Here is an 8,130-nt window from a genome sequence, read left to right as displayed (position 1 = left end):
ACCAACGGCGCCAGCAGAATCAACTGCCCCTGCGCCGGGCTGTTTTCACCATGATTGAGCACGTGATCGACAATGATCGCCCCGCCGGTGCTTTGCCCGCACAGGTGCCACGGCTCTGGCAGCGCAATCGAGCGCGCCTCGGCGAACAGGCCTTGCAGTGCATCCTGATATTCGGAGAAATCGCGGATGCTTGCCCGCTCGCCGCTGGACAGACCATGCCCCGGCAGATCGCAGGCAATCACCGCAAACCCCTGATCCAGTGCCCACTCGATCACATGCCGGTACAGGCCGGTGTGGTCATAAAACCCGTGCACCAGAAACAGCGTGGCCTTGGCCGTTTCCGCCGGCCACCAGCAATGGCTGACCAGTTGATAGCCATCGATGTCGAACCGGCCCATGCCACGCCAGACATCGCGCTCCGGAAAGTCGGTCTTGTAGAACCGCTGATACGCCTTCGCCTCCTCGGACAACGGCTGCCACTCGGCCAGAGGCTTGAGGCTCGCACGCAGATGATCGGGATCGAAGGCAACAGACATGGGCAATTCCAGAACGGTAAACGGACTTTATCGGCCTGCGATATTCATCTGTAGAAGCAAGCATGGCAAGCTAGCGCGCTCTCAAGGAATCAAAACCATGCGTTCGCCCTACCGCACCGCACTGTTTGCCAGCCTGCTCGCCATCGTGTGTGCCGGCGTGCTGTGGGCCGCATACGACTGGTTTCAGGGCCGCTACCTGCGGGCGTTCAGCGAACACACCGCTGTGTTTTCCGGCGACCCGTTGCGCCTGCCCGACGACCTCGCCGGCCCCGGCAATATCCGTCTGGTGCACTTCTGGGACCCGGCATGCCCGTGCAACGTCGGCAACCAGCAGCACCTGACCGAGATGGTCGAACAGTTCGGCCCCAAGGGCGTCGAATTCTTTGCCGTGCAGAAGACCGGCAGCCACGGCCAGTTGCCCGCCACCCTCAGCAATCTTAAAACCATCGCGGTGCTACACGGCTCCGAACAGATTCCCGCGAGCCCGGCCGTGGCGATCTGGGACCGCAGCGGCAAACTGGCGTACTTCGGCCCGTACAGCGAAGGCCTGACGTGCAACTCCAGCAACAGTTTTATCGAACCGATCCTGCAAGCGTTGAGTGATGATCGGCCGGTCAATGCGACTCATACGTTGGCGGTGGGTTGCTACTGCCCGTGGGTTGGTGGGGAGTGAACGGCTTCGGGCTGACATATAGAAATTGCATCAATCAAAGACGTTAGAAGCATATTGACAGTAAAAGACTAAACCGCCTTGAATCCGGGCTTGTTATTAGCAGCGCGCCATTCTTTAACCTCCTTTACAATCCCTTCAGGACTATCATCCCTATCATCTCTTGGGTAGTAGATCAGATCCGAGCCGTCCGGATGCTCTGTTAACCGCCTGAATTCCAATACCAGTTTTACATCTTCCTCCTCTGTTCGAGCACTAGCATCACAAATTGAAATTACAAAATCCAAGAACTCTCTTTCCGTATAGTCCGAAATATTTAACAAGCCACACCACCCTGTAAAAATGCCCCTGACAAAATTGCCAGGGGCACAACCACATTTATGAATATCAAACCTCTTTAAAACCAGACTTTCCGTTGACTGCACGCCACGCTTTGACCTCTGCAACTACAGCTGCCGGTCCACTTTTTCCTGGCTCTGGATAAAAAATCAGATCCGATCCAGATGGATGCTCACTCAAGGCCTTGAACTCAAAAACGGCATCGATGTGTTCCTCTTCACTTTCATAGTCGTTGTCATAAATTCTCGTAACAAACTTCAGAAAATCCGACTCTGACATTTCGCTAATTAACTTAATCATTATCTGACCCTCTATGCATACCAATATGTCTCTTTGGAGTCATTGCGACTATGTTATCAACCTCATAAACCCCGCCACCTTCAGAAATATATTTCCTGTGATGCAACTCAATCTTCACACGCTTCCCAACTTGCTCACTCTCTTTAACAAAAGGCAATTGGCCGTCTTTCATACTAGCTAGCGCGCTGCGATCAAACTGAGCCGCCAACTCCGGATCCCCAGCCACCGCCTTCCAAAACGCCTCTCGAAACGCCCGAAAATTCTTGAACTCCCGCCCTCGCAACTGATCGGCAATCTGCGCCGGCACCGGCGCGCCTTCGCCCTGCGATGCGCTCCCGAGCCAGTTGCCCGATACCGCCTGCCCCACACCTGACGCGACGCCCGGATCCTCCCGCCGATCCCGAAACATCGTGTAGTTGGATGGCAGCCCGGAGTCCTGCGGGAACACCAGCACATAGTCATCGAATCCGGCTTCGAAAACGCCCGGGAACGAATCGAGGCGTCCCTCGACCGGAACCACTGTTGCCCCAGTATAGGCAGGCACATCCGGTTGCCCGTACGGTGAGGTCGTCGAGCTGTTTCCCGGATTGACGATCGGGGTCCACGTCAGGGTGCGTGGCGGAACATCGGTGGTGGTCGCGGTGTAGACGTTGCGTTCGGCGTCGTAGGAGGCTGCCACTACCCTGACCGCCGACGGAATATTCCGCCCATCAGTCTTGACGACAAAAACCTCTGACTGCCCGTTCGCGTCGGTCTTTGAACTGACACGGAAAGGCAGATCAACCGTCCCGCCAGCCGCCGCGATGGCGTGCAGATCGGGTGCGAAATCTGGTGCGAGGTCCGACAGCGGCGTGCTGAACGCGTAACGGTCAGGCAATTCGCCGTTGCCCAGTTTCGACGAGTAGACCAACGCTGAAACACCGACGACCGCGCCAGCCCCGACACTGGCCGCAAGGCTGCCTAACCCCGCGATGGCGCTGCGAACGGCCGCTTGCAGACTGGCCGAAGCGGCCTCGACAACCGCCACGGCTCCGGCTGATGTCATGAACAACGGCCCTGTAGCCGAAGCGGCACCTGGCGCGCGGAAGGTATGGGCGTTGCGAATGGCCTCTGCCGCTATGCGCGCTTGTTCCTCGGCAAGGCGCCTTGCCTCTGCTTCGGCGGCAATACGAGCTTGCTCCCGAATACGTGCCTGCTCCGCGGCAACACGCCTGACTTCAGCCTGCGCGGCAATACGCGCCTGTTCCTGCAGGCGCCGGGCTTCCTGCTCCCGGGCAACGCGTATCTGCTCCTGCAACCGCTCCGCCTCCTGGGCGCGGGCGATCAGAGCGGCAAATGCGCCCGCCGCCCCTGCCATATGCCGGGCGTTTTCCGAATGCAGGAGTGACGCGTGATAGTCCTGCCAGCGCTTGCCCAGTTCGGTCGTGGCCTGCAAGTCCACCAGGTTTTTCAGCGCCTCGAGCTCAGGCTTGCTCAACGGGGCGTTGATCCCCGGATTTGCGATTGCATAGGGCCGGACAGCTGCTTGCTCAACAGCACGAATATTGTCCGCTGCGATTTTATAATTTGTGAGTGTTTGAGAGAGACTGCCTCCGGTTGAGCCCGCTGCAGCGGCGATTCTTTCAACCAGAAAACCCGGCAGGAAATGCAGGCGGATATTCGTTTCCAGATTCACCACGGATAGCCTTTCGGCAGAAAGAATCTGCTGGGCGTCCCTCGTGGTTGGCGTCGCGGCCTCAACCTGGGCTCTTCTTGTGGCCAACTCCGGAAGTTGATTGGCGATGATAGCCATCACCCACGAAAGGCGCCGGAGCTCCATTGCCGAGCGATAGGCCCTGTCGATGGCCGCATAAGCGACGGAAACATCCGGAACCGGCAATGCCAGACTGTCTCTTATCTTCTTGAAGGACAAATCCTTCATCAGGAAAAATGGATTATGTCCATACAGCGAGTAAGCGGTCTCGGTATGAGCCCGATACTCCAACAACTTTGAATGAATAACCTGAATGGTTACTTCTTGATCGGCCTTGACCTTTTGCGACGAAGAAAGTCCAGCACTGGCTGCTTGCCTGGCCTGCTCTACTTCATTGTTTGATGCCGCGCCGATATTGCTGAATACTCCAGCGTACTCAAGATCAATATATGCCTGAGCATTCTGTTGTTCCTGCATCAAATCATTCCAGATAAATGGAGTTAACGGATCAAGTTTTCCAGACCCTTGACCTGTTCCTCTATGCGGTCCTTCATTCAAACCCCAACTTCCCGAGAAAAACCCACCCTGCCCCAATCGAGACGGAGCCCTGTCCCGAACCGGTATGGGGGCCAGTTCATATCTGCCTGGCCCGGTTTGTCTGTGAGGTCCAAGATAATTTTCAATATCACTCATACGACTTCTCCATGTCAGTTATTCCATGTATTGAATTCGCGAACTTTGTTTTCGCCCTCTGCTTTTTCTCGAGGTCTTTTATAGGCCCGCCCCGTTAAACGCAGCAACAACAAACTTGTAGTGCACTTCCCGAAAACCTGAAGGAAACTTCCTATTCAAGAAATACTGTGTTATGAAATCCCGGTTGCGATCCTCAAATAGATCAGCACCATCAATGCCTTCATATAAATAGAACGACAGGGAGCAGATTTTTCATGAAAAAAGGCCTGACCGTACTTGCGTTGCTGATCGTCATTTCCGCCATCGGGGTCGGCGGTTACCTCTACAGCAAGCAACCGACGCGTCAGGGCCAGGTGGAACTGCGCAACCTGCAAGGCTCGGTGACCGTGCGTTACGACGAGCGCGGCGTGCCGCACATCCGGGCCGAAAACGAGGCCGACCTCTATCGTGCCCTTGGCTACGTGCACGCCCAGGATCGCCTGTTTCAGATGGAAGCCATGCGCCGTCTGGCCCGGGGCGAACTGGCCGAAGTGCTCGGGCCGAAACTGCTCGACACCGACAAACTGTTCCGCAGCCTGCGCATTCGCGAGCGTGCCGCCAGTTACGTGGCCGGCCTCGACAAGCAGTCACCGGCGTGGAAGGCCCTGCAAGCCTATCTGGACGGCATCAATCAATATCAGGACTCGCACGCCGCCCCGGTGGAGTTCGACGTGCTGGGCATCCCCAAGCGGCCGTTCACCGCCGAAGACAGCATCAGCGTCGCCGGCTACATGGCCTACAGCTTTGCCGCCGCGTTTCGCACCGAACCGCTGCTGACCTACGTGCGCGATCAACTGGGCGCCGACTACCTCAACGTCTTCGATCTCGACTGGCAGCCCAAGGGCGTGCTCGCCAAGGGCCACGCCGGCACCGCACCGGCCCTCGCCGCCGAAGACTGGAAAGACCTGAACACCCTCGCCCGCGTCAGCGAACAGGCGCTGATCGACAACGGTCTGCCGCAGTTCGAAGGCAGCAACGCCTGGGTGATCGCCGGCAGCCACAGCAAGAGCGCCAAGCCGTTGCTGGCGGGCGATCCGCACATCCGCTTTTCGGTGCCGTCGGTGTGGTACGAGGCGCAGTTGTCGGCGCCGGGTTTTGAACTCTACGGCCATCATCAGGCGCTGGTGCCGTTTGCGTTCCTGGGGCACAACCTGGATTTCGGCTGGAGCCTGACCATGTTCCAGAACGATGATCTCGATCTGATCGCCGAGAAGGTCAATCCGGATAACCCGGATCAGGTCTGGTATCGCGGCCAGTGGACCGACATGGTCAAGACCGAGCAGCAGATCGCCGTGAAAGGCCAGGCCCCGGTGACCATCGCCCTGCGTCAGTCGCCCCACGGCCCGATCGTCAACGATGCTCTCGGCAGCGCCGCCGGGAAAACCCCGATCGCGATGTGGTGGGCATTTCTCGAAACGCCGAACCCGATCCTCGAAGGTTTCTACCAGCTCAACCGCGCCGACACCCTGGCCAAGGCTCGCGCCGCAGCGGCCAAGGTGCAGGCGCCGGGGCTGAACATCGTCTACGCCAACGCCAAGGGCGACATCGCGTGGTGGGCCTCGGCGCTGCTGCCCAAGCGGCCGGCCGGGGTGAAGCCTGGCTTCATTCTCGACGGCAGCGGCAATCAGGCGGACAAGGACGGTTACTTCCCGTTCAGCGCCAACCCGCAGGAAGAGAACCCGGCGCGCGGCTATATCGTCTCGGCCAACTTCCAGCCCGTGTCACCGACCGGCATGGAGATTCCCGGCTACTACAACCTCGCCGACCGTGGCCAGCAGCTCAACCGCCAGCTCGCCGACAAGAACGTGAAGTGGGACAACGAAGCCAACCAGAAGCTGCAACTGGGCACCACCACCGGTTACGGCCCGCGCCTGCTGGCGCCGTTGCTGCCGGTGCTGCGTGAAGTGGCGGGCAACCCCACCGAACTGAAGCTGATCGAACAACTGGCCCAATGGCAAGGCGACTATCCGCTGGATTCCGTCAGTGCGACGGTGTTCAACCAGTTCCTCTACGACCTCGCCGACGCGGCGATGCGCGATGAGCTGGGCAATGATTTCTTCGAAACCCTGCTGTCGACCCGGGTGATCGATGCGGCCCTGCCCCGGCTCGCGGCGAATGCCGATTCACCGTGGTGGGACAACCGCAGCACGCCGAACAAGGAGACCCGCGTCGACACCGTGCGCGCTGCGTGGCAGGCGAGCATGGCGCACCTGAAGTCGGCCCTCGGCGACGACGCTTCCGGCTGGCAATGGGGCAAAGCGCATACGCTGACCCATGGTCATCCGCTGGGTCAGCAGAAACCGCTGGATCGCATTTTCAACGTCGGCCCGTTCGCCGCACCGGGCTCCCATGAAGTGCCGAACAACCTCTCGGCGAAGATCGGCCCGGCGCCGTGGCCGGTGACCTACGGCCCGTCAACCCGCCGACTGGTGGACTTCGCCGACCCGGCTCACAGCCTGACCATCAACCCGGTCGGCCAGAGCGGCGTGCCGTTCGACAGCCACTATGACGATCAGGCGGAAGCGTATGTGGACGGGATATATGTGCAGGCGCATTTCAGTGAGGAAGAGGTGACGGCAAATACGCGCAGTACCTTGAAGCTGTTGCCGGCGCGGTCAGCTCAATAGGTTTTTGCTGACTGGAGCGGCCCCTTCGCGAGCAAGCTCGCTCCCACATTGGATCGCGGTTTCCTGTGGGAGCGAGCTTGCTCGCGAAGGGGTCAGTCAGAACAAAACAGATCTCAAACCATCGCCGCAAAGTTCAACCGAAACTGCTGCGGCGTCACCCCCAGCCGCCGGTTGAACACGCTGCGCATGTGTTGCGCATCGCGAAAACCGCACTGGTACGCCACCGTTTTCAGCGGCGCCGTGGTGCTTTCGAGCATCACCCGCGCCGCATCCACCCGCGCCCGTTCGACGAACTCCGCCGGGGTGACTTTCGCCTCACGGGCAAACACCCGAGAGAAATTCCGCGCACTCATGTTCGCGGCATTCGCCAGATCGGCGATGGTCAGGTCGCCGGTGAGATTGGCCAGCACATACAGCTGCACCATCGCCACCGCCGACGTCGGTTCGGCGTGGGGCGTAAGGAACGGGCTGAACTGTGACTGCCCGCCCGAGCGCTGGGTGAACACCACCAGTCGCTTGGCCACACTCAGCGCGACCTCGGCCCCGTAATCACGCGCCAACAGGTACAGCGACAGATCGATCCCCGCCGTCACCCCTGCCGAGGTGTAGAGCTGGCCATCCTCGACGTACAACCGATCAGCCTCGACCCGGCTCGACGGGCACAACTTCGTCAGCGCTTCGGCGTCATTCCAGTGAGTAGTGACCGTGCGCCCGTCCAGCAACCCGGCACGGGCGAGCATGAACGCGCCGTTGCAGATCGAGCCGAATCGCCGCGCCCGTCCACAGGCCTCACGCAACCAGGCATCGAACGTGCTGCCGAAGTCCAGAAACGGCAACTGCGGCCCACCCGCCACCAGCAGTAAATCGTAAACCTGCGACGCTTCGCTGAAATGCCGATGCGCACTCAGGGTCAGCCCGTTGGAGCACGCCATCGATCCGCGCTCGACGCCGATCACGTCGAGCCGGTAATTATCCTCCGGCGCCAGGAAGCGGTTGGCCTCTGCGAACACATCCATCGGCCCGCTGACGTCCAGCGCCTGCACGCCGGGGAACACCACGATGGCGACGGTTCTGTTCATGGCAATCTCGGCTCCCGGGGAATGGCGGATCAGCGCCAACCCTAGCCAATCCTCGCCGCAGAAGCGAGCTGGCACGATTTGCAGGTGGAATGGCAAGGATCGCAGCCATGGATCGATTGTCCGGTTTAGCCCCCGAGAACAGACTTTCCCCATC

General features: G+C 59.6%; 7 protein-coding genes. 2 read left to right on the top strand and 5 right to left on the bottom strand.

Annotated features, from left to right (window positions below):
• Positions 1-536: alpha/beta hydrolase (locus K5E37_RS16810; RefSeq protein ID WP_221534552.1), on the bottom strand; the 536-nt coding region annotated here is incomplete at its 3' end.
• A 97-nt stretch (positions 537-633) separates the two neighbouring features.
• On the opposite strand from K5E37_RS16810, the gene K5E37_RS16805 reads away from it, so the two are divergent.
• Positions 634-1,209 carry a DUF6436 domain-containing protein gene (locus K5E37_RS16805; protein WP_221534550.1) on the top strand — a complete coding sequence of 192 codons (576 nt, stop codon included), beginning with the start codon at positions 634-636 and terminating at the stop codon, positions 1,207-1,209.
• A gap of 68 nt (positions 1,210-1,277) precedes the next feature.
• On the opposite strand, the gene K5E37_RS16800 is transcribed toward K5E37_RS16805, so the two are convergent.
• The 3 genes from K5E37_RS16800 to K5E37_RS16790 form a co-directional block, all read right to left on the bottom strand.
• Positions 1,278-1,529, bottom strand: a complete 252-nt coding sequence (locus tag K5E37_RS16800) for a bacteriocin immunity protein (protein ID WP_084776922.1) — start codon at positions 1,527-1,529, stop codon at positions 1,278-1,280.
• A gap of 64 nt (positions 1,530-1,593) precedes the next feature.
• Positions 1,594-1,845 (bottom strand): bacteriocin immunity protein, encoded by a 252-nt coding sequence (locus tag K5E37_RS16795; RefSeq protein WP_085605966.1) that lies wholly within the window; start codon positions 1,843-1,845, stop codon positions 1,594-1,596.
• On the bottom strand, positions 1,838-4,015 hold the full coding sequence (locus K5E37_RS16790) for an S-type pyocin domain-containing protein (protein ID WP_260404277.1): 2,178 nt from the start codon (positions 4,013-4,015) through the stop codon (positions 1,838-1,840). The genes K5E37_RS16795 and K5E37_RS16790 overlap by 8 nt, the downstream gene beginning before the upstream one ends.
• 470 nt (positions 4,016-4,485) lie before the next feature.
• Here K5E37_RS16790 and K5E37_RS16785 point away from each other — a divergent pair, with 470 nt between their 5' ends.
• Positions 4,486-6,897: a penicillin acylase family protein gene (locus K5E37_RS16785; RefSeq protein WP_221534546.1), complete on the top strand. Its 2,412-nt coding sequence runs from the start codon at positions 4,486-4,488 to the stop codon at positions 6,895-6,897.
• Positions 6,898-7,010: 113 nt separating this feature from the next.
• Here the strand turns inward: K5E37_RS16785 and K5E37_RS16780 are convergent, their stop codons facing one another.
• Positions 7,011-7,976: a GlxA family transcriptional regulator gene (locus K5E37_RS16780; RefSeq protein WP_221534544.1), complete on the bottom strand. Its 966-nt coding sequence runs from the start codon at positions 7,974-7,976 to the stop codon at positions 7,011-7,013.
• Positions 7,977-8,130 lie beyond the last annotated feature (154 nt).

It is taken from the genome of Pseudomonas sp. RIT778, assembly GCF_019718735.1.
In the GTDB taxonomy this organism is placed as follows: domain Bacteria; phylum Pseudomonadota; class Gammaproteobacteria; order Pseudomonadales; family Pseudomonadaceae; genus Aquipseudomonas; species Aquipseudomonas aphyarum.
This window is presented reverse-complemented; position numbering and strand designations above follow the sequence as displayed.

Coding starts and splice junctions, on each gene's coding strand:
- K5E37_RS16805 (WP_221534550.1), top strand. CDS start 634: ATGCGTTCGCCCTACCGCACCGCACTGTTTGCCAGCCTGCTCGCCATC.
- K5E37_RS16795 (WP_085605966.1), bottom strand. CDS start 1,845: ATGATTAAGTTAATTAGCGAAATGTCAGAGTCGGATTTTCTGAAGTTT.
- K5E37_RS16790 (WP_260404277.1), bottom strand. CDS start 4,015: ATGCAGGAACAACAGAATGCTCAGGCATATATTGATCTTGAGTACGCT.
- K5E37_RS16785 (WP_221534546.1), top strand. CDS start 4,486: ATGAAAAAAGGCCTGACCGTACTTGCGTTGCTGATCGTCATTTCCGCC.
- K5E37_RS16780 (WP_221534544.1), bottom strand. CDS start 7,976: ATGAACAGAACCGTCGCCATCGTGGTGTTCCCCGGCGTGCAGGCGCTG.